This is a genomic window from Snodgrassella sp. W8132 (assembly GCF_016100865.1).
In the GTDB taxonomy this organism is placed as follows: domain Bacteria; phylum Pseudomonadota; class Gammaproteobacteria; order Burkholderiales; family Neisseriaceae; genus Snodgrassella; species Snodgrassella alvi.
This window is the reverse complement of sequence record NZ_JACFRQ010000001.1, coordinates 1,665,948-1,685,768: the sequence shown is the minus strand read 5'-3', so window position 1 is coordinate 1,685,768 and position 19,821 is coordinate 1,665,948. Positions and strand designations below refer to the sequence as shown.

At 40.5% G+C, this 19,821-nt stretch carries 19 protein-coding genes; 13 read left to right on the top strand and 6 right to left on the bottom strand.

The genetic code is table 11. The annotated features are described in order from the left end of the window. Positions 1-194: 194 nt before the first annotated feature. A complete protein-coding gene (locus tag H3U82_RS07625) occupies positions 195-470 on the bottom strand; it encodes a tRNA (cytidine(34)-2'-O)-methyltransferase (RefSeq protein WP_084552777.1) in 276 nt (91 codons plus the stop codon). Between the two features lie 95 nt (positions 471-565). On the opposite strand from H3U82_RS07625, the gene H3U82_RS07620 reads away from it, so the two are divergent. The 6 genes from H3U82_RS07620 (at position 566) to H3U82_RS07595 (ending at position 8,544) form a co-directional block, all read left to right on the top strand. Further along, positions 566-1,996, top strand: coding sequence for a UbiA family prenyltransferase (locus tag H3U82_RS07620; RefSeq protein WP_198209930.1), 1,431 nt, complete (start codon positions 566-568; stop codon positions 1,994-1,996). A gap of 23 nt (positions 1,997-2,019) precedes the next feature. Continuing rightward, positions 2,020-2,394 (top strand): EamA family transporter, encoded by a 375-nt coding sequence (locus H3U82_RS10935; protein WP_084554900.1) that lies wholly within the window; start codon positions 2,020-2,022, stop codon positions 2,392-2,394. A 1-nt stretch (position 2,395) separates the two neighbouring features. Further along, positions 2,396-3,370: an NAD(P)-dependent oxidoreductase gene (locus H3U82_RS07610; protein ID WP_198209928.1), complete on the top strand. Its 975-nt coding sequence runs from the start codon at positions 2,396-2,398 to the stop codon at positions 3,368-3,370. Continuing rightward, the gene (locus H3U82_RS07605; protein ID WP_198209926.1) at positions 3,370-5,694 is read left to right on the top strand and encodes a hypothetical protein; all 2,325 of its coding nucleotides are present in this window, start codon (positions 3,370-3,372) and stop codon (positions 5,692-5,694) included. The genes H3U82_RS07610 and H3U82_RS07605 overlap by 1 nt, the downstream gene beginning before the upstream one ends. 335 nt (positions 5,695-6,029) lie before the next feature. Beyond that, a complete protein-coding gene (locus tag H3U82_RS07600; protein ID WP_198209924.1) occupies positions 6,030-7,217 on the top strand; it encodes a M20 aminoacylase family protein in 1,188 nt (395 codons plus the stop codon). A gap of 40 nt (positions 7,218-7,257) precedes the next feature. After that, positions 7,258-8,544, top strand: a complete 1,287-nt coding sequence (locus H3U82_RS07595; protein ID WP_025329968.1) for an MFS transporter — start codon at positions 7,258-7,260, stop codon at positions 8,542-8,544. Between the two features lie 60 nt (positions 8,545-8,604). Here H3U82_RS07595 and tkt read toward each other — a convergent pair whose 3' ends face one another. Further along, positions 8,605-10,590 (bottom strand): transketolase, encoded by a 1,986-nt coding sequence (tkt, locus tag H3U82_RS07590; RefSeq protein WP_198209922.1) that lies wholly within the window; start codon positions 10,588-10,590, stop codon positions 8,605-8,607. Positions 10,591-10,915: 325 nt separating this feature from the next. On the opposite strand from tkt, the gene H3U82_RS07585 reads away from it, so the two are divergent. Further along, complete coding sequence (locus H3U82_RS07585; protein WP_244895671.1) at positions 10,916-11,236, top strand: ComEA family DNA-binding protein; 321 nt, start codon at positions 10,916-10,918, stop codon at positions 11,234-11,236. Between the two features lie 22 nt (positions 11,237-11,258). On the opposite strand, the gene H3U82_RS07580 is transcribed toward H3U82_RS07585, so the two are convergent. Continuing rightward, a complete protein-coding gene (locus tag H3U82_RS07580; RefSeq protein WP_198209920.1) occupies positions 11,259-12,146 on the bottom strand; it encodes a LysR family transcriptional regulator in 888 nt (295 codons plus the stop codon). Positions 12,147-12,380: 234 nt separating this feature from the next. Here H3U82_RS07580 and H3U82_RS07575 point away from each other — a divergent pair, with 234 nt between their 5' ends. The 6 genes from H3U82_RS07575 to H3U82_RS07550 all read left to right on the top strand — a co-directional run bounded on the left by H3U82_RS07575 (position 12,381) and on the right by H3U82_RS07550 (position 18,099). Then, the gene (locus tag H3U82_RS07575; RefSeq protein WP_025329972.1) at positions 12,381-13,745 is read left to right on the top strand and encodes a CitMHS family transporter; all 1,365 of its coding nucleotides are present in this window, start codon (positions 12,381-12,383) and stop codon (positions 13,743-13,745) included. 43 nt (positions 13,746-13,788) lie between these two features. Further along, entirely contained in the window at positions 13,789-15,126 is a 1,338-nt protein-coding gene (locus tag H3U82_RS07570) for an acyclic terpene utilization AtuA family protein (protein ID WP_198209918.1), read from the top strand. Between the two features lie 2 nt (positions 15,127-15,128). After that, a complete protein-coding gene (locus tag H3U82_RS07565; RefSeq protein WP_025329974.1) occupies positions 15,129-15,431 on the top strand; it encodes a hypothetical protein in 303 nt (100 codons plus the stop codon). 123 nt (positions 15,432-15,554) lie between these two features. Next, positions 15,555-16,208, top strand: a complete 654-nt coding sequence (gene atoD / locus H3U82_RS07560; RefSeq protein WP_084564632.1) for an acetate CoA-transferase subunit alpha — start codon at positions 15,555-15,557, stop codon at positions 16,206-16,208. Between the two features lie 13 nt (positions 16,209-16,221). Continuing rightward, complete coding sequence (locus H3U82_RS07555) at positions 16,222-16,887, top strand: 3-oxoacid CoA-transferase subunit B (RefSeq protein ID WP_037392084.1); 666 nt, start codon at positions 16,222-16,224, stop codon at positions 16,885-16,887. Between the two features lie 30 nt (positions 16,888-16,917). Continuing rightward, positions 16,918-18,099, top strand: a complete 1,182-nt coding sequence (locus tag H3U82_RS07550; protein ID WP_198209916.1) for an acetyl-CoA C-acetyltransferase — start codon at positions 16,918-16,920, stop codon at positions 18,097-18,099. Between the two features lie 120 nt (positions 18,100-18,219). On the opposite strand, the gene H3U82_RS07545 is transcribed toward H3U82_RS07550, so the two are convergent. The 3 genes from H3U82_RS07545 to H3U82_RS07535 form a co-directional block, all read right to left on the bottom strand. Further along, on the bottom strand, positions 18,220-18,690 hold the full coding sequence (locus tag H3U82_RS07545; protein ID WP_198209914.1) for an ester cyclase: 471 nt from the start codon (positions 18,688-18,690) through the stop codon (positions 18,220-18,222). Positions 18,691-18,846: 156 nt separating this feature from the next. Then, a complete protein-coding gene (locus tag H3U82_RS07540; protein WP_037391632.1) occupies positions 18,847-19,266 on the bottom strand; it encodes a GFA family protein in 420 nt (139 codons plus the stop codon). A 53-nt stretch (positions 19,267-19,319) separates the two neighbouring features. Then, on the bottom strand, positions 19,320-19,703 hold the full coding sequence (locus tag H3U82_RS07535) for an MAPEG family protein (RefSeq protein ID WP_084552789.1): 384 nt from the start codon (positions 19,701-19,703) through the stop codon (positions 19,320-19,322). Positions 19,704-19,821 lie beyond the last annotated feature (118 nt).

Sequence of the window (19,821 nt, the reverse complement as noted above, 5' to 3'; positions counted from 1 at the left end):
CCCATCCCGAACAGGACCGTGAAACGACCTAGCGCCGATGATAGTATGGATTGCCCATGTGAAAGTAGGACACCGCCAGACTCCCTATAGAAGAACCCGGTTGATTAGTCAGCCGGGTTTCTTACTTTAAGTACTGAGAAATACCACAGAAGAAAAACAATACCGCAGCAGCCTGATGGCTGCTGTTGCTGTATCTAGGTCAGAGAGGGGAAGGACTGCTGACGCAGTGCTTCGTAAAGGACGATAGCGGCGGCGTTGGACAGGTTCAGTGAGCGGATGTGCTCTGACTGCGGAATTCGCAGACACTGCTCTGCGCGTGCCTGTGCGAATGCTTGGGGCAGTCCGGTGGTTTCGCGACCGAAGAGAAAGTAGATTTGCTGATTGGGGTCACTGTAGTCGAACTGAGTGTAGTTGCGTGTGCCGTAGGTTTCTATCAGGTAGACTCGTGCATTAGTTTGAGTTTCAGTCATGCTGATGAATGGCCTCCTGATAGTTGTCTATTGATGACAGCCTACCATCTAGGTAAAATTAGTGCTTTATTTAATCGATATACTGGGGAAAAATAGTGACAGAATCAAGTCTTCCGCTAGTTGTGGATTTAGATGGAACATTAATTCTGACTGATTCATTACATGAAACCCTGATCAGTATGCTTAAATTATATCCGTTTAAGTTTTTCAAATTAATAAAAATATATTTCCAAGGTAAGGCAGAATTTAAAAAATTTGTCTATGAACATAGTAATTTTAATGCTGATAAAATACCTTATCGTCATGAATTAGTTAACTACATACAAAAGCAACGACAACAAGGAAGAAAAGTCATACTTGCTACTGCTGCCTATAAAGATATTGCATATAAAGTAGCGGATTTTTTGAATTGCTTTGATGATGTTATTGCTACGGATTCACAAAAAAATTTAAAAGGAATAAATAAACTTAATGCGATAGAACAGAAAATCGGACGAAAATTTATATATGCAGGGGATGATAGTGCTGATTTGCCGATTTGGAAAGAGGCTAGCGGAGCTATTGTTACAGGAAATAAAACTGATAAACTTATAAAAATAATAAAGCAAAGCGGAACGCCGGTATTAAAACAGTTCAGCAATGAAGATAAAAAAATGATGACATGGCTGAAAGCCATACGTTTACATCAATGTTTGAAAAATCTGCTTCTCTTTGTTCCACTCCTTACTTCTTTTCAGTTTTATGATTTTCAAAAATTTTTAATAGTATCTACTGCATTTATCGCTTTTTCTTTAGGTGCATCAGCAACATATATTTTAAATGATTTATGGGATCTGGAAAATGACCGTCAGCATTTGAATAAAAGACATCGACCGTTTGCTTCCGGAAATTTATCGATTGCTCAGGGTCTCAGGGTAAGTTTATTGCTTTTAACGAGTGCAGGATTAATTTCTATTTTGATATCAAGATATTTTTTTGGTATATTTTTATTATATTTATTAATAACAACATTATATAGTTTAAGGTTAAAACAGATTATATTATTAGATATAATAGTTTTATCCGTTTTATATACCGTCAGAATATTAGCAGGTGGAGTAGTTGCTAATATAGAATTAAGTTACTCTTTACTGGCATTTTCTGTCTTAATATTCTTAAGTTTGGCTACTGTAAAACGGTGTGCTGAGTTAGTTTCAAAGTCCGATGAGAATAATTCGATTGTTGGTAGAGGGTATATAAAAGCTGATTTAGATATTCTCTGGCCATTAGGTATAAGTACATATATTGGTGCCATTATTGTTTTTGGTCTTTATATTAATGCTCCGGAAACCATTGTTTATTATAGAACTCCTGCTTTATTATGGTTGGCACAATTATTGATGGTCTATCTGATTGGTAATTTATGGATGATGACTAAAAGAGGTTTAATGCACGATGACCCGATCGTATTTTTTATTCAAGATAAAAAAAGTCTGATTTTACTGGCTTTAATAATATATATCATATTGTTAGCCAGATATATTTAGTTTTCTGATTTGGAAGAGTTAGAGTGAATTTATTAACATTTATGCTTGCAGTTATCAGCGTTACACTAAATGCTCTGGCGCAAATTGCATTACGCAAAACTATGCAGACTATTGGGACATTTCCCCAAAGTGTTTCAGATTATTTTTACTTTGGATATCAGCTAATATTGAATGCATGGTTTATTACTGGTATGTGCCTTTATGCAATTAGTATTGGCTTATGGATGGCTGTATTGGGCAAAACTGAAGTGAGTCTGGCTTATCCGCTTTTATCGATTGGTTATATCATTACTGCTTTTATCGGGTATTTCTTTTTACATGAAAATGTTAATCTACTTCGTATTATAGGTTTGGTTACTATTTGTATAGGAATCATAATTATTTCCAGGAGTGCATAAATTGCGTCATATTATTACCGGGGGTAGTGGGTTCACAGGGCAGATTCTCACAAGAAAATTATTGCAGAATGGTAATGAAGTAGTTAATTTTGACATAAAAAACTATACTGATTGCACTCTGGAAAAACAAAGTCAGTTTGTTTATGGTGATATACGTTCAGCTCAGGATATAAGAAAATTAGATCTTCAACCGGATGATATTGTTTATCATTTGGCTGCACGACAGTTTGCTGATAATGTACCCAGATCAAATCGTCAGGCTTGGTTTTTTGAGGTGAATGTTGCTGGTACGCAAAATATTTTGCATGCAATGTCTGCAGCAGGTACAACCAGAATGGTATTTTTTTCTACTGATATGACCTATGGTTTAGTGAATTCATGTCCGGTATCAGAGGAGCATCCCCAAAATCCTTTGGGACCATATGGAAGCAGTAAAGTTGAAGCAGAAAAATTAATTCGAAGTTATGAAAAATTAAATGCTACTATTTTTCGTCCGAGACTGATTACCGGAGCTGGGCGTTTAGGTATATTAGGTAAATTATTCAGGTTGATATCATTAAATTTACCTGTGCCGATGATAGGAAATGGTACTAATCGTTATCAGATGGTAAGTGTTGATGATTGTGTTACTGCTGCTTTGCAGGCCTGTAAAAATAACTTTCCCAGAGAAAATTTTAATTTGGGTTCATTAAATCCTCCGACAACCAGAGAGCTGTTAGAGGCAATCATCAAACATGCTAATTCAAAATCTTTTTTAATACCGGCTCCTGCAAGATTGATTAAACCGGTACTGTCCGGACTGGATAAAATAGGTATGACATTATTATATCCTGAGCAGTATGCCATTGCTGATCAGAATACTTTGCTTGATATTACAAAAGTTAATCAGTTGCTAGACTGGTCACCTTCATGTTCAGACATTACTGCTATGTGTGCTGCATATGATAATTATATTAATACAAAGAAAACCCAATAATGAGTAATGAAAACGTAAATGTTAAAGAGGCATTGTTATTCTCAATATTTTATGCAATTTCAATAATTATTATATGTAGTCTGTTTCAGAGTGATTTTTTTTGTATTGATGATGCTTCTTATGAATTGCTTGGTTTTTTCAGACAGATTGGCCATATTTGGTCAGAAGGGAGAATACCTTTTATAGTTGACTCTATGTATATCGGTGGTAATGAGATGATTGATTTAGGTAAAGGTATATTTTTACCTCAGAATATTCTGGTTTCTCTTATCACTTCTCGTTTTCATCATATTCTGTTATCTGGCTGGATACTGGCTTTTATAAATATCGTATTGGTTTCGCTATCTTCTTTGGTTATTGCCAGATTATTCAGATTATATAAATGTTATGCTTATACACTGGCCGCATTTACAGTTATTCAGCCTGTCTTTCTTTATCAGTATCTGGGTGCCTGGTGGAATGCGGCAAACGGACAGGCTTGGGCAATGATGTCTATTGCCACATTTTTATTACTTAAAAAAAATTACTCTAAAACCAATATTATTCTGAACTTTATATCAGTTATTTTTTTGCTTTCTGCCGGCTGGCCACATGGAGTAATAGGTTATGCTGTGTATGTCGGAATAACTCTGGTTTTTGAATTTAAACAATCAGGTAAGTTGAATAAGGTTGTTTATTTGAGTATTCCGGCTATTCTAGCACTTATTTTTTCTTTCCCAATTTATTCCGAATATATTTTTTCGTATGATTTAACTAATCGTGTAAGTGGATTTGATAGTTCACTCAGAGCATTTACTCCTTCATGGTCTGCTATTACTCTAGGTTTTTTTCCTACTTTTTATGATTATATGACTTATTTCAGCTATAAGCTGGTGTTAGTACCTTTTGGTTTTTCGACTGTATTTTTGCCTATGGTATTTTTTTACCGCAATATCAAAGAACTTTGGCATCGAAATGATAATCTGAAATGTTTTTCTACATTAATTATAGTTTTTTTTCTTTTATCGCAAATGCCTGCTCAATTCGGTCCTTTGCGCTGGCCATTTCGATTTTTACCCTTTATTTCTTTTTTTATTTGTCTGGCTGTATTCTATATTTTGCAGTATGCACATGCTATCCGAGGTAAAAAGCTAATATTAAATAAAAAAATTTATATTTCTTTATATATTATCTTAGGTGGATTTTTTTTATTTTTACCAGTTTATGCTGGCTTTGATACATTAACATTGATTCTGAGTTTAGTGTTGATGCTGTTTTTACTTGAACATGATTTATTTAATTTTAAAAAAAGTATATTAGCTAATTTTAATAAAAAATATTTTTTAGTGATTTTATTTGCATCGTGTCTGGTTTTTTTTAATTCCTGGAATCTTCATCCGTTTTATGTTGTATTGCAAATTTTTTCTGTCTGGCTGCTTATATTGAGCCCGATAATTATAGAGAGAAAAAGTTCATTCAGGATGATAGGTTTAACTTTATTAATTTTATTATTGTTACTTAACGGATTGCCTACTTTGGGCGGTTATTATCTGCGTCAGACCGAATTAACTGAACGTATTCAGTTACCAGATAATGTTAATTTACAAGGTTACGTTTTGTCTCTTCCATTAAATATTTATTTAAAACAAACCCGGCAATTAAATGATATTGCTTCAGCTCAGTTCGGGTTTTATGATATTAAATCAATAAATGGTTATTCTCCTGTAGGTAGTAAAAGACTCGAGAAAATATTACCGGTTAATCAGTCTGCACATGGTATTTTTGCATCTAAACCGACATTGGAGAATATTTTACAGAGTGCAAAAGGATTCAATGTTTGTCAGGCAGTGTTGATGCGGATTAGCACTATTATCGTTAATAAGGATGATTATGCTGCTTTTAGTCATCAGTTTAAGCAGTGCGGATATAGTGAAGTTCAGTCAGCAGATAGCCGTAGTGATTTGTATGTATCGTTACCATTTACTCTGACAAAAGGGTGGGAAAATAACTCTCCCTTTGTATATCCTGATATAGCTGGTGTCAGAATTGTGAAACACGAAAATAATACAGATTGGGTTCAGATTCCAGAGCATAAAGATAATATTACGCTGATATTCCCGCGTTTATGGTGGTATGGCTATTCTGCTAAGATTGATGATCATTTATTATCTGTTACTGCAGATAGTTCCGGTTCATTGGTACAGGTTTCTGTACCGCCTGATTTTAATGGAGTGTTACGTCTGAGTTATTTTCCGGTAACTTGGCGATATTTATGGTTTTTGCCTATACTGGCAATAATAGGATTGATAACTTTATTGTTTTTTAATGTAAAAATTAAAGAATGATTAAAGCTTGAGTAAAAATATTTTAAATCACGGTTTAATTAAATATCTTTTCTAAATATAAAAATGCACTTTAAATTTCAAAAAGTGCATTTTTTGTTCTGTCATCAGACGGGTGTTTAAATTTTTTAATGTAAAAGAGACAAAACAGATTAATATCGAAAACTATTCTTTTGGGTTATATAAATAACTGGTTTTTATTATTCATATTTTGTTTTAAATATACTTAAAAAATTAATCTTATAAGACAATGTATTAAATTATTTTGTTTTGTCAATAATAATTTTGTTTGTTAAGCTATAGTCTTCTTAATTCATTAAAAATGTAAAGGTATGTTTATGAAAGAGATTCATGAGCTGATTGAAGCTGAGTTAAGTACTTTTGTTCAGCTGCGTCATGATATTCATCAACACCCTGAATTGGCTTTTGCAGAAAATCGAACCAGCGATAAAGTTGCCGGTTTGCTGGAGCAGTGGGGATATAAAGTTGAACGGGGTATTGGTGGTACTGGTCTGGTAGCGCAACTTCAAGCTGGAAATGGTGACAGACGGATTGGTATCCGGGCTGATATGGATGCATTGCCGATTACTGAAGAAAGCGGTGTTGCGCATACAAGCCAGCATACAGGCAAAATGCATGCATGTGGTCATGATGGACATACTGTAATGCTACTGGCTGCGGCTAAGGTATTAGCTGGCAGAAAATCGTTTAATGGTACATTGAATCTGATTTTTCAGCCGGCGGAGGAATATGGCAAATCTGGTAGTGGTGCTATGCGGATGATTGCTGATGGTCTGTTTGAAAAATATCCGTGTGATGCCGTATATGGTATGCATAATATGCCGGGTTATCCGCAGGGACAGTTACATTTTTATGATGGCTGGATGATGGCTTCATCTGATGTGGCCACTATTACAGTAAAAGGTGTGGGCGGGCATGGCGCAAAACCGCACAATACGCATGATCCGATTGTGGCTGCTTCTTCTATCGTAATGGCTTTACAGACAATTGTGTCACGTAATGTCAGTCCGCTGGATTCGGCTGTGGTTACAGTGGGTATGTTTCATGCCGGTGTGGCGAATAATGTAATTCCTGAACAGGCTGAACTAAAGCTGACTGTGCGTTGCTTCAAGCCTGAAGTACGTAAGCTGTTACAGCAACGTATTGTGGCCATCGCTCAGGCTCAGGCACAAAGCTTTAATGTTGTGGCTGAAGTGGATTATCAGCATGGATATGCTCCTGTATTTAATACCAGTAAAGAAACTCAGTTTGCGCGTCAGGTAGCACGTGAAGTGGTAGCGGAAGAAAATATTGTCGATCAGACTGAACCAATGGCCGGAAGTGAAGATTTTGCATTTATGCTGGAAAAATGTCCGGGAAGTTATTTGTTTATTGGTAATGGTCTGAAAGAAGTTGATGCTGCTTCCGGTTTTGATTTGCATAATCCTTATTATGATTTCAATGATAAAAATATAGCTATTGGTGCGACATACTGGGTAGCACTGGCTGAGCGCTTTTTAAAATAAATCAGATTTGAATATTTTATAAAATAATTGGAGTAACGATATGAATACAGGACAAGTAGCTATAGAGCATAATAAGCCACCGGCGAAAGCGATTGCGGCGGCGGTGGCAGGGAATGCACTGGAATTTTATGATTTTATTATTTATTCATTTTTTGCAGTGTATATTGCGCAATCATTTTTTCCCTCAACCAATAATGATAAATACACCAGTTTGCTTGCTGCAGTAGCTGTATATGGTGTCGGTTTTTTTACGCGACCGTTGGGTGGTTTACTTATTGGTGCCTATGCAGACAAGAAAGGTCGTCGGGCAGCGATGATGCTGACTGTGGCATTAATCACGCTGGGAACACTGGGGCTGGCTGTTACACCCAGCTATGAGGTGATCGGGATTGCAGCTCCTATTATTGTGGTTATTGCACGTATGGTTCAGGGGCTGGCTTTAGGTGGAGAAGTAGGTCCGGCTTCAGCAATGCTGATTGAATCTGCTCCGCCAGATAAACGTGCTTTTTATGCCAGCTGGCAAATGGCCAGTCAGGGAATTGCGGTAGTGGTTGGTGGTTTGGTTGGTTTTACTGTTTCCAGTATTCTGACTCTGGAACAGTTGAATGCATGGGGCTGGCGCATCCCTTTTCTGATAAGTCTGGTATTAATTCCGATTGCTCTGTATATTCGCCGAGCCTTACCGGAAACACTGGAAGAACCGACTCATCACAGTGGTACTCAGATGATAAAAATCATATTTTCCCGTTATAGGAACGAGGTGATACTGGGAGTTATGGTGCTGATGTCGACGGCTATTACCGCTCAGGTAGGTAATTATATGACTACTTTTGCTATCGATACGTTTAAACTTAAGCCAAATATTGCGCAAATCTGCACTACTTCGGGTGGGTTAATGATGTTTGTGTTTTCATTACTGGCAGGTATGCTGGCTGATAAATATGGTCGTAAAAGTATTATATTATGGCCACGGGTGGCTTTAATGTTGCTGATTGTGCCGATGTTTTATCTGTTGGTAAAAACTGAAAGTGTGGCGATGCTGTTGCTGGTAACAATGATGGTAACGTTGTTAACAGGGATGAGCGGCGCCAGTAGTTTAGTGGCTATTCCGGAAATGATACCGTTTAAACTACGCGCAACCGCTGTATCACTAATTTATGCTATTAGTATAACTTTGTTTGGTGGTACGGCACAATTTGTGATTACCTGGCTGATTAAGCATTTTGGTGCAGTATCGCCGGCTTATTATGTAGCAGGTACCAGTTTATTATCTGTAATAGCTATTCTGATGATGCCGGAAACACGTCATATAAATGTCAAAGATTAAATCTATCATAATGATATAAAAAATGCCGGCAAACAATGCCGGCGTTTTTTATATGCTCATTTAAATGATATTTTTCACTACTTCAACAACCTGTTCGATAGTGAAACCAAATTCCTGAAAGAGTTTCTCAGCTGGTGCGGATTCACCAAAACGATTAATACCAATAATGGCACCATTCGTACCCACGTATTTATACCATGAATCACTGACACCGGCTTCAATGGCAATACGAGGCAGATGAGCAGGTAAGACGCTGTTACGGTAGGCCTGATCCTGCTGATCAAAGATATGGGTATTAGGCATAGATACAACTGTTGTGGCAATACCTTGTTCAGCTAATTTGCTCTGAGCATTGACAGCCAGCTCCACTTCAGATCCTGTGGCAATAAGTACCGCCTGCGCAGCCTTTGTATCGGGTGCTTTCAGTACATAACCGCCACGACGGATATTGGCTAGTTGCTGCTTATCCCGTGGCATAAATGGTAACCCCTGACGGCTGAATATCAGGCAACTGGGATGACTGGTTGCAGCGGCGGCATCTGCCCACGCTATCAGTGATTCGGCGCTGTCACACGGTCGCCATACACTCATGTTAGGAATCAGACGCAGGGTGGCAATTTGTTCAACCGGCTGGTGTGTCGGGCCATCTTCTCCCAAGCCGATTGAATCGTGTGTGAATACAAATATCGGGTTGATTTTCATTAGTGCAGCCATGCGCAAAGCATTACGGGCGTATTCACTGAACATCAGGAAAGTAGCTCCGAATGGTTTGATACCACCGTGCAGGCTCAAACCATTCATAATGGCTGCCATACCAAATTCTCGCACGCCATAATGGATGTAATTGCCGCCACTGGTGGCTGTCACGGCAGTACTGCCAGACCAGTCGGTCAGGTTTGAGGGGGTAAGATCTGCAGATCCGCCTACAAATTCAGGCAGAATTTGTGCCAGAATTTCGATGCTGTTCTGACTGGCTTTGCGGGTGGCTACTTTTTCAGCTTTGCTGCATACTTCATTTAATGCATTTTGAACGTGTTCTTCAAAATTTTCCGGCAGTTTACCGTCCATACGGCGGATAAACTCAGCTGCTTCAGCAGGGTATTGTTGCTGATAACGGTTAAACAGATTTTGCCACTGCTGTTCCAGTTGAGTACCGGCTTTAAGCGCACTCCAGTCGTCATAGATTTCCTGCGGAATGGTAAATGGTTCATGTGTCCAGTTCAAGGCAGCGCGGGTAGCGGCAATTTCTTCGGCACCTAATGGTGCGCCATGGGTTTTATGGCTGCCTTCTTTGTTAGCGGCACCTTTGCCGATTCTGGTTTTACAGCAGATAATCGATGGTTTCTCGGTTTCGGCTTTTGCTGCGGTAATGGCTGCACGGATAGCAGCTTCATCATGGCCGTCTACATTGGCAACTGTGTGCCAGCCGTAAGAGGTAAAGCGTTCAGGAATGTTTTCGCTGAACCAATTGTCTACTTTGCCATCAATTGAGATGTTGTTGTCATCGTACAGAACAATGAGTTTGCCGAGTTTAAGCGTGCCGGCCAGTGAACATACTTCATGGGATATTCCTTCCATCAGACAGCCATCGCCGACAAATACGTAAGTATGGTGATCAACAATATTCAAGCCCGGTTTATTAAATCGGGCAGCCAGAATTTTCTCTGCTAGTGCCATACCAACGGCATTACCAATTCCTTGTCCTAATGGTCCGGTTGTGGTTTCTACACCATCAGTGTAGCCGTATTCCGGATGTCCCGGGGTTTTGCTGTGCAGCTGGCGAAAATTTTTCAGATCTTCAATACTGAGATTGTAACCGCTCAGATGCAGCAGACTATACAGCAGCATGGACGCGTGTCCGTTCGAAAGGATGAAACGGTCGCGGTTGTAAAACTTAGGATTAGCTGGATTGTGTTGCAGGAATTCGCGCCACACTACAGTAGCCATTTCGGCCATGCCCATTGGTGCGCCCGGATGCCCTGAGTTAGCCTGTTCAATTGCGTCCATTGCCAGGAAGCGAATAGCATTAGCGAGATGTGAAGCCATGAAGTTGCCTTTTGATGAGGGAATTGCTGGTTGCGATAGCGATGTGAGTTAATGGACTGTACTCCGCCGCAAGAGACAAAGGTTATCCAGTACGAATTATCCTGAATCTGCACAAACCTTTCAAGGTAAGACTGTTTTTTGTCTGATTCTGATGGTTTGAAACGGTTGATTAATTAAGCTGAGGTATATGCTGGAAATGATTAAAAATATCGTATTTTCAGTAAATAAAATAATGATTGCATAAATTAATCTTATATTTTATGCTATTGTCAATTCATAGGTATGATTTGATCAGGTAACTTTATCAATCAAAGGAGAATACAGAGTGCAAAAGATTGGTATGATTTTGGTACTGTTGTTTGCTATGGCTTCGGTGTGGGCTGCTGTTAATATTAATACTGCTTCTTCACAGCAGTTGCAATCATTACCGCATATTGGTGCAGTTAAAGCACAGGCAATAATTGATTATCGCAATGCACACGGTCCTTTTCGTTCTACAAAAGACATTATGCGTGTTAAAGGTATTGGTAAAGCGACTTATGAGAAATTGCAAAATGATATTAGTGTCAGCGGTGTAACGGTTAGTTCAAATATACCGGATGCAAAATACCGTCGAGCCGTACCCGCTACTGCTGTATCCAGATAATATTAGTTAAGGTTACATATAATTAATCACTGAATATATTGGCTTTAATATGATGATAAAAATTTTCGGCCTGCGGTGACAGTTTGCGTTCTTTATGCTTGATCAGATAAATGGAACGTTCCAGATTCATGTCTCTGACCTCTCTGACTACAAGATTTTTATGTTCAAATTGAAATAATGTTAATCTTGGTACTATGCCAATGCCGTAATTAGCCGCTACCAGTCCCATCATGGTGGTGAGCTGGCTAACTTCTACTACATAATTTATTCCGAATAAATCTACAATTTTATCAACAAAATGGCGAATGCTGGTGCCTTTAGTAAATCCAATCATGCCATATTCTAGTAAATCTTTTAATTCAATATCTGCTTTGCTGGCCAGTGGATGATTGATATGACATATGAGATGGAACTTATCAGAAAAAAGGAACTCAGCAGAAATTTCAGTTAAAGAGGGAGATTTTGCGGTTAATGCCAGTTCTGCATGTCCTTGTAACAGGGCTTGCAGGCACAAATCCCATTGTGTATCGAGTAATTCAACTTGGACATTGGCATGCTGATGATGAAAAATAGCCAGTAGCTGTGAAACCCATTGTACGACGATAGACGGCATAACTGCCAGTACCAGTTTTTCCTTATGATTATTGGCATGTGAGCGGATTTCTTTGGTAGTGCGCTCATAGGCAAACATAAGTTCACGTGCCAGTTTGATGAAGTGGATTCCGTCTTCATTAAGCTGAACTTTACGGGTATCCCTGTCAAACAGGCGGTAGCCGATTTCCTGTTCCAGATTGGCAATCAGGCTACTGAATGCAGGCTGAGACAAATGGATCTTCTGGGCTGCACGAGTGAAGTTATCTTCTTCTACCAGCGCCAGAAAGGCTTTTATCTGCTTAATTGATATATTCATATAGCATTATTTGCCGTATTTAAATCCATATTGCTATCTACAATAGCATATTTAGCGTCAATACATATTGAGTTTTATCAAATTTTTCATATGCTGCCGGATTTATCGAATTTGTTTATTAATCGATTTTTATTATCGATTAGACAGGGTGTGTTGTTATGGCGAGAATGCAGAGGCTTTCTTAAATATTTATTCATTTATTCTTTTTAATAATAACCCAAAAAGGGGATTCTTATGCTGGCTTTAGTAGGCATATTAACTATTGCAACTTTGCTATTTTGCATTATGAGCAAGCGGTTATCGCCGATAGTCGCTTTGATTATTATTCCTATTCTAGGGGCTGTAATCGCACTATATATCGTACCGTTGTTTCAGGGTAGTCTGGATGTAGTACCTCATTACACCGTTATACCAAAAATGGTGGTGACAGGAATATCCAAACTGGCACCTATGGCAGCGATGTTTGTGTTTGCCATTATTTTCTTCGGTGTGGTAAGTGATGCCGGGATGTTTGATCCGATTATCGCCAAGATTCTGAAGGTGGTAGGTACTAATCCTAAGAGAATTATTATTGGTACTGGTGTTCTGGCATTGATTGCGCATCTGGATGGTAATGGAGCTGTGACATTTCTGATTACAGTACCGGCCATGCTGCCTTTATATAACAAACTTGGTATTGATAAGCGAATTCTTGCCGGGATTACAGCACTGAGTGCCGGTGTAAATTTCCTGCCATGGACTGGACCGATGATTCGTGCTTCCGCAGCACTGGAGGTATCTACACATGATCTGTTTACACCACTGATTCCGGCGCAGATTTGTGGGCTGGCCTTTATGGTGTTTATGGGCTGGTACTGGGGGCGTAAAGAAGAAAAACGTTTAGGTTTGGCCGGAGCCGGTGCTGGTGCAGTAATCGGTGGTGAAAATGAAGAAACAGCAACACATTTTGCGCCAAAAGAATTAACCGAAGAAGAGCAAAAGCTGCGTCGGCCGCATTTATTCTGGGCGAATATTACTCTGGTGATTCTGGTAATTACGGGTATGGTAGCCACAAAAATATCACCAGTGGTTATTTTTATGGTGGCCTGCTGTATTGCGCTGACATTAAATTACCGCAAGCCTGCTGAACAATCTGCACGGATTAATGCTCATGCTAAGGGCGCGCTGATGATGGCATCTATTTTGTTTGCTGCCGGTGTGTTCACAGGCATTATGGGTGAATCCGGTATGCTCAAAGCTATGGCAAATTCAGCCGGTCATTTTGTACCTGACAGTTTGTCTTCTCATATTCCGTTTATTGTCAGTCTGGTAGCAATGCCGCTGAGTCTGGTATTTGACCCTGATTCCTATTATTTCGGCATTATGCCGGTGGTGGCCAATATTGGTGGTTTCCCGCCTATTCAGGTGGCTCAGGCTTCTTTACTTGGACAGATGACTACTGGTTTCCCGGTTAGTCCGCTGACTCCGGCTACCTTCCTGTTGTGCAGTCTGTCTGGCGTTGATTTGGCTGACCATCAGAAATTCTCTATTCCGATACTTTGGCTGGCTTCTATCGTGATGGCTGTAGGTGCGATGTTATTCGGAGTATTCCCGATATAAACAGGTTGTTTTTAAGTTGTTGAATGTAAAAAGGGTATGATATATGAAAAAAATCAGAATTGGTTGTGGTGCCGGATATGGCGGTGACCGGATTGAACCGGCTGTAGAGCTGGCGGAAAAAGGGGATATTCAGTATCTGGTATTTGAATGTCTGGCTGAACGCACGATTGCTATCGGTCAGCGCCAGAAAAAGCATAATCCGGAAACCGGTTTTAATGAATTACTGGCAGCGCGTATGCAGGCAGTATTACCGGCCTGTCTGGAAAAGGGAATCAAGATTGTTACTAATATGGGTTCTGCCAATCCGCGTGCAGCAGCCAAAGTAACTGCCGAAATCGCACGTTCTCTGGGCGCAAAAAATCTGAAAATTGCCATTATTGAAGGCGATGATGTTTACGAACAGGTTATGCAGCAGGATCTGCCACTGGATGAGCTGCAAAAACCGGTTTCACAATGCGGTAAGAAAATTGTTTCAGCCAATGCTTATATCGGCGCTGAACCAATGGTACAGGCGTTGGACAATGGTGCTGATATTGTTATTGCCGGCCGTGTTTCTGACCCGTCTCTGTTTCTGTCAATCATGATGCATGAGTTTAAATGGGGTGCAGAAGATTGGGAGCATCTGGGTAAGGGCACTATTCTGGGACACTTGCTTGAGTGTGCCGGCCAGATCACTGGTGGTTATTTTGCTGATCCGGATTACCGCGATGTACCTGATCTGGCACGTCTGGGCTTTCCGATTGCCGAAATCAGTGCCGATGGTGATGCAGTAATTACTAAAGTTGAAGGCTCTGGCGGCATGGTTACTCCTGATACCTGTAAGGAACAGATGCTGTATGAAATTCATCGCCCGGATGAATATAAAACACCGGATGTCACCGCAGATTTCACGCAGGTAACCTTTACACAAGTAGGTAAAGACCGTGTTGCTGTTACTGGCGGTACAGGTCGTGCCCGTCCTGAGACGCTGAAGGTATCTGTAGGTTATGAAGATGGTTTTATTGGTGAAGGTGAGATGAGCTATGCCGGTCCGGGAGCGGTAGAACGCGGTCGTCTGGCACTGGCCATCGTAAAAGAGCGGTTTGAAATTGCACATGTAGAACCACAAGAGGTGCGTTTTGATCTGATTGGTATCGATTCTCTGCACGGTGCAACTTTGTCACAGAACAGCCAGCCGTATGAAGTTCGTGTGCGTGTAGCCGGACGTTTCGCAACTAAAGCTGCGGCAGCAGTTGTGGGTAATGAAGTTGAAGCTTTATATACCAATGGTCCGGCCGGCGGTGGCGGTGCTATGAAATCTGTAAAAGAAATTGTGGCTATGGATTCAACATTTATTCCCCGTAATCTGGTGACAACCAGTATTGACTATCTGGAGGTTTGATAATGAAGTTACGTGAAATTGCACACTCTCGTACTGGTGATAAAGGTAATACTTCAAATATTTCGGTAATTGCTTATCGACCTGAAGATTATGAACGTATTAAAGCAGCAGTGACTGCGGAAAAGGTTAAAGCGTTTTTTGCAGACATCGTGACTGGTGATGTTGTGCGCTATGAATTACCGAATATTGGTGCACTGAATTTTGTTATGTATGGTGCTTTGGGTGGCGGTGTTACCCGTACGCTGGCACATGATATGCATGGTAAAGGTTTGAGTGCAGCAATTCTGGATATGGACATTGAGTAATTAATCACTTGCCGGCGGTGCTTTTCAGGGTATCGCCGGCAAATCAAATATTGTCATAGATCTATAACAAAATCAGTTGTTATGTATTTGTCCGGTCTTTGGTTTATCTCAGGTTAGAAGAGTATGAAAACAAAACAGCTCAGTTTAGCGGATGTAAAAAATCATCTGTGGGATGGAATGACCATTATGTTTGGCGGTTTTATGGGAATCGGTACGCCCGCCAGACTGGTACAGGCTATTCTGGATTCAGGGGTTAAGGATTTAACTATTATTGGAAATGATACTGCGTTTGTAGAAACCGGTGTCGGCCCGCTGATTACGAATAATCGTGTCAAAAAAGTTATTACTTCGCATATCGGTACTAATCCGGAAACCGGTAAGAAAATGATTGCCGGTGAGATTGAAGTTGAACTGGTACCGCAAGGTACGCTGGCAGAGCGGATTCGTGCTGCCGGCGCAGGTTTGGGTGGTGTGCTGACACCTACCGGATTGGGAACAATTGTCGAAGAAGGCAAACAGAAAATCGCGGTAAACGGACAGGAATACCTGCTTGAATTGCCTTTACAGGCTGATCTGGCCATTGTGGAAGCAAAAACGACAGATAAGCTGGGTAATCTGGTGTATGAACTGTCTGCTCAGAATTTTAATCCGCTGGTTGCTCTGGCTGCGAAAAAGGTAATTGTTGAAGCAGGCAATGTGGTTGAAGTGGGTGAAATTTCACCTGATGCGGCGACTACACCGGCAGCGCTGGTTGATTATATTGTTTATCCGGAATAAAGGAAGAGTCACCATGAATGCAAAAGAATTAATTGCACGCAGAATTGCATTGGAATTCAATGATGGGGATGTGGTGAATCTGGGTATTGGTCTGCCAACTCAGGTAGCCAATTATGTACCGGAAGATATTCATATTACTTTGCAGTCTGAAAATGGTTTTCTCGGTCTGGCTGCACTGGACCCTGAAAAAGCCAATCCTAATCTGGTGAATGCAGGTGGTCAGCCATGTGGTATTGCTGCCGGCGGTTGTACTTTTGACAGTGCATTTTCATTTGCACTGATTCGCGGCGGTCATGTTGATGCTTGTGTACTGGGTGGTCTAGAAGTCGATCAGCAGGCAAATCTGGCAAACTGGATGGTGCCGGGCAAAATGGTACCGGGCATGGGTGGTGCAATGGATCTGGTAACCGGTTCGCGCCGGGTTATTATTGGTATGGAGCATTGTACTAAAAATGGTGAATCCAAAATTCTGAAAGAATGTACTTTACCGCTAACAGCAAAAAACAAAGTTAATCTGATTGTTACTGAATTGGCTGTGTTTGGTTTTAAAGACGGACAACTGGTTTTACTGGAACATGCACCAGGCGTTGATCTGGAAACAATTAAGGCTAAAACTCAGGCTGAATTTACTGTGGCTGAAGATTTCCGTGAAATGGCAATCAGCCAGCGTGGTTTATAGGCTGGTAACAGTCAGATTTAGGAGTTAAATATGGAAAATGCAGTTATTGTCAGTGCAGCGCGTACACCTGTAGGCAGCTTTAATGGTTCCCTAGCCAGTGTAGGCACAGTAGATTTGGGTAAGCTGGTTATTGCTGAAACTTTAAGCCGTGCCGGTGTTGAAAGCGGACTGGTTGATGAAGTAGTGATGGGTAATGTGCTGCAGGCCGGGCTGGGACAGAATCCGGCACGACAGGCAGCCCTGGCAGCCGGATTGGCTGATAGTGTACCGGCGTATACTGTTAATAAAGTATGCGGTTCGGGATTAAAAACGGTAGCACTGGCCGCTCAGTCTATTGCCGCACAGAATGCAGAGGTAGTAATAGCCGGCGGTATGGAAAATATGACGCGGGCACCATATCTGCTGGATAGCCGTGCACGCTGGGGCTATCGTATGGGTAATCAGCAGGTGATTGATACTATGGTACACGACGGGCTGACCTGTGCTACCAATCATTATCATATGGGGATTACTGCTGAAAATATTGCACAGAAATATCAGATCAGCCGGCAGGAACAGGATGAGCTGGCTTTACGTTCTCAGCAGCTGGCTGCGCAGGCGGTTGCAGCCGGTGTATTTGATGCAGAAATTGTGCCCGTAACAATTAAGTCACGTAAAGGTGATACTGTATTTGCGCGTGATGAATATCCGCGGGCAGAGGCAACTGCTGAAGCACTGGCTAAATTGAAAACGGCATTCAGTGCCGATGGAACGGTGACTGCCGGCAACTCATCAGGAATTAATGATGGTGCTGCTGCTGTGTTGGTGATGGCGGAAAGCAAAGCAAAAGAACTCGGATTACAGCCTCTGGCACGTATTCGCAGTTATGCCAGTGCTGGTGTAAGCCCTGCACTGATGGGGCTGGGACCTGTACCCGCGACACAGAAAGCTTTGCAGAAGGCAGGTCTGGCACTGACAGATATTGATTTGGTTGAGGCAAATGAAGCTTTTGCTGCACAATTCCTCGGAGTAGGTCGCGAATTGCATTTTGATATGGATAAGACCAATATCCATGGTGGTGCGATTGCGATTGGTCATCCGATTGGAGCCAGTGGTACACGCATTCTGGTAAGTCTGTTATATGGTATGCAGGCAAAAGATGTTCAGTTCGGGCTGGCTACGCTGTGTATCGGTGGCGGTCAGGGTATTGCAATGATTGTTGAGCGTATGTAATACAGTTTAATTTCACTGAATATCCAATTGAAAACAGACTATATATTAAACATATATAGTCTGTTTTTGCTTGAACGAAGAAAGCGCCGTTAAGGCGCTTATAAGTTATCGGATCAATCATTAAAACATCGTATTATTATTTTCTGCCTGCTCTGGTACATTTTGAATCACATCCCAATGCTCAACTATTTTTCCATCTTTAACTCGGAATATATCAACTACTGCTTTACCAAGATCATTTTTATTGATTTTAGAATGGACATGTAACCATACAATATCGCCCTCCACAGATGAACGAATTATGATGGCACTTGATTGCGGATTTTGTTTAAAGAAATCTTCGAAATAATTAATCGCAGGTGTTCTACCATTAGCGACATAAGGATTATGTTGTTTATAATCTTCAGCCAGTGTTTTTGTTGCCTCAGCAAGTTGATGTTTATTAAAAAAGTTATTATAAAAATTGATAACTAGTGTACGATTTTCTTCTTCTTGAGCGATATTTCTTTGCTTTAGATCTTTTGCTGCGACAACACCTGTGAAACTCAACAAACAAATACCAATTAAAAAGCTTTTTTTAATTACATTCATACCAACTCCAATTCCTATTTTTATTTAGATAAACTCTATCTATAATGCGTTATTAATCTATAATGCATACCGCTTGAATGGTCGCAATTAAACTAAATAAAACAATATAGCTATTTATTCGGATAAGAACTGTTGGATAGACTAATCCGGCCGCGATTATTTCTGCTGCTCTGCTATCATTTGCTGAATATCAGCCTCGGTCAGGTTATGTGTCTGATTGGCGAAAGAATAGCATTCCGGTTTGTTATCAATATAAACCTGAAGATTGAAATCCAGGGCGTCAGGCTGGTTAAGTGTCCATGCGGCTATGTAGTATTGGTCGCTATTTTTTAAGTGATAATACAGATGAGTACCGCATTCTGAGCAAAATCCGCGTTCCGCCCATTCTGATGAATTGTAATTTTTGATGAATTCTGTATTTTCAAACTGAATCTTACCATTATGCATAATTGTCATCAGCGGACCTGCACTCCATTTACGGCAGGTACTGCAATGGCAGGCACTCAGTGAGTGGTTATCTGTTTCCAGAGAAAATTTAACTTTGCCGCAAAGACATGAACCTGATTGTTTGCTCATAAACTACCCCTTTATGCAGATTGAATTATCAATATTACTTGCCAGTATTGTATTCAGATTGCAGCTATGTAAAGCGCAATGATACAGATAACGCCCACTCCCCAGATACATGAACGGGCAAAAGATTTATCTTTAATGTAACAATAAAAATAACCAAGGCGACTGAGAATAAACAATACGCTCCAAAAGTTAATGGTGAACTGGGCAGCGTTATCAGTTGCATGGGCAATAATGACCGCAGCAGCGAAAGGTGCAAATATTTCATAACCATTTTGCTGTGCAGCATTAGCACGTGCAGCTTTACCCTGTACTTTAGCCATGAATTCACGGGGCTGATGATTATCATCAGCTTTAAAACCACCATTTTTTTTAGCATAAGATGCTGCAATCCATGGCAGAAGCATGGCTATTAAAACACACCAGTAAGCAAGAGTCATAATGTTGTACCTCGGTAGTATGTGTGTACTGCAATTAAATAAATTATGTGATGAGGCTGGTTAAGTACGGGCAGTTTTATCCTGTCTGTGACTTTACCCTATGGGTAAATTATAAGAT

Bases quoted from the DNA above. Each gene is read 5' to 3' on its own strand.
- H3U82_RS07625 (WP_084552777.1), bottom strand. From the start codon at position 470: ATGACTGAAACTCAAACTAATGCACGAGTCTACCTGATAGAAACCTAC.
- H3U82_RS07605 (WP_198209926.1), top strand. From the start codon at position 3,370: ATGAGTAATGAAAACGTAAATGTTAAAGAGGCATTGTTATTCTCAATA.
- H3U82_RS07600 (WP_198209924.1), top strand. From the start codon at position 6,030: ATGAAAGAGATTCATGAGCTGATTGAAGCTGAGTTAAGTACTTTTGTT.
- H3U82_RS07595 (WP_025329968.1), top strand. From the start codon at position 7,258: ATGAATACAGGACAAGTAGCTATAGAGCATAATAAGCCACCGGCGAAA.
- tkt (WP_198209922.1), bottom strand. From the start codon at position 10,590: ATGGCTTCACATCTCGCTAATGCTATTCGCTTCCTGGCAATGGACGCA.
- H3U82_RS07580 (WP_198209920.1), bottom strand. From the start codon at position 12,146: ATGAATATATCAATTAAGCAGATAAAAGCCTTTCTGGCGCTGGTAGAA.
- H3U82_RS07575 (WP_025329972.1), top strand. From the start codon at position 12,381: ATGCTGGCTTTAGTAGGCATATTAACTATTGCAACTTTGCTATTTTGC.
- H3U82_RS07570 (WP_198209918.1), top strand. From the start codon at position 13,789: ATGAAAAAAATCAGAATTGGTTGTGGTGCCGGATATGGCGGTGACCGG.
- H3U82_RS07565 (WP_025329974.1), top strand. From the start codon at position 15,129: ATGAAGTTACGTGAAATTGCACACTCTCGTACTGGTGATAAAGGTAAT.
- atoD (WP_084564632.1), top strand. From the start codon at position 15,555: ATGAAAACAAAACAGCTCAGTTTAGCGGATGTAAAAAATCATCTGTGG.
- H3U82_RS07555 (WP_037392084.1), top strand. From the start codon at position 16,222: ATGAATGCAAAAGAATTAATTGCACGCAGAATTGCATTGGAATTCAAT.
- H3U82_RS07550 (WP_198209916.1), top strand. From the start codon at position 16,918: ATGGAAAATGCAGTTATTGTCAGTGCAGCGCGTACACCTGTAGGCAGC.
- H3U82_RS07545 (WP_198209914.1), bottom strand. From the start codon at position 18,690: ATGAATGTAATTAAAAAAAGCTTTTTAATTGGTATTTGTTTGTTGAGT.
- H3U82_RS07540 (WP_037391632.1), bottom strand. From the start codon at position 19,266: ATGAGCAAACAATCAGGTTCATGTCTTTGCGGCAAAGTTAAATTTTCT.
- H3U82_RS07535 (WP_084552789.1), bottom strand. From the start codon at position 19,703: ATGACTCTTGCTTACTGGTGTGTTTTAATAGCCATGCTTCTGCCATGG.